This window comes from Streptomyces flavofungini (assembly GCF_041028215.1).
GTDB classification, from domain to species: Bacteria; Actinomycetota; Actinomycetes; order Streptomycetales; family Streptomycetaceae; genus Streptomyces; species Streptomyces flavofungini_B.
This window is the reverse complement of the sequence record NZ_JASKYR010001292.1, coordinates 1-1,228: the sequence shown is the minus strand read 5'-3', so window position 1 is coordinate 1,228 and position 1,228 is coordinate 1. Positions and strand designations below refer to the sequence as shown.

The following is a 1,228-nucleotide window of genomic DNA, read 5'->3' as shown; positions in this document are numbered from 1 at the left end:
GACCATGCCGGACGCGGCGGCGGCGACGAGGCCGCCGGTGATGGCCTTCTTGGGGGAAGCGATGCGGCGGATGAGCGAGGCGGGCACTGAGGACCTTCCGGTGGGGGACGGGAGTCGCGGCGCACGCCGGGGGGAGTGGAGGACATGCGGAGGCGCCGAGCCCGTGGGGTCGTCGGCGCCGTGCGACTCGTCCAGAGAAACAGGATCGCAATACGGTCGCAATGACCCTGTTTACTAGTGGGAGTCGCATATCAGGAGGAAAGGCCGTCTGTGACCCGCGTCTCAATCCGCTGGTCAGGCGGGGTTTTGGAGTGTGCGCGTCAAGTTGGGCGGCTACGGCCCCGCCTCGTAGAGGACCAAAGTACTGTGTGCCGCCTCACGGACACGCGTCGGCGACGTAACGGACCGCGCAGGTGCGCCTACGCCCTCGGGGCCTCGAATGTGACCGGCGCCTCGAAGGCCGCCCGCCGCGTGGCCCGGCGCAGCGCCTTCAGGACCGCGGGCCCCAGCGCCAGGCTCAGCAGCACCGTGACGACCGCCCGCGGCAGGTCCCAGCCCAGCGACGTCGCCAGGCAGTACGCGACGAAGCGGGCGAGGTTGTCCGGCAGGGGGTCGCCGGGGACGAAGGAGACGCCGGTGGCGAGGCCGCCGAGGTAGGGCCAGCCCTGGAGGTTCATGACCGTGCCGTAGGCGACCGACGACACCGCCCCGTACACCGCGAGGAGCCACAGCTCGCGGCGCCCGCGCAGGCGTTCCGGGCCCGGCAGCAGGCCCGCGCCCATGCAGACCCACCCCATCGACAGCATCTGGAACGGCATCCACGGACCCACCCCGCCGGTCAGCAGCGCCGAGGCGAACATCGACACCGCCCCGAGCACGAAACCGAAGCCGGGCCCGAGCACCCGCCCGCTCAGCACCATCAGGAAGAACATCGGCTCGATGCCCGCCGTCCCCGCGCCCAGCGGCCGGAGCGCGGCGCCCGCGGCGGCCAGTACCCCCAGCATGGCGATGGCCTTGGCGTCCAGGCCGACGTCCGCGATGGTCGCCACGACCACGGCGAGCAGCAGCGGCAGCAGCGCGGCGAACAGCCACGGCGCGTCCTGCGCGTGGTCGGCGAGGCCCGACCGCCCGTCCGCGAGGAGCGGCCATCCGAAAGCCGCCACACCCACCGCGCTGACCAGCACCAGCGCCGCGACCGACCGGCGCCCGAGGCGGATCGGGCGGGAAT

General features: G+C 72.9%; 1 protein-coding gene and 1 pseudogene. Both read right to left on the bottom strand.

The features are described 5' to 3' along the window. Positions 1–222, bottom strand: a pseudogene (locus AB8Z36_RS40535) (hypothetical protein); the annotation flags it as partial. Between the two features lie 197 nt (positions 223–419). Continuing rightward, the coding region (locus tag AB8Z36_RS40530; RefSeq protein WP_369218349.1) for an ECF transporter S component at positions 420–1,228 on the bottom strand (809 nt) is incomplete at its 5' end.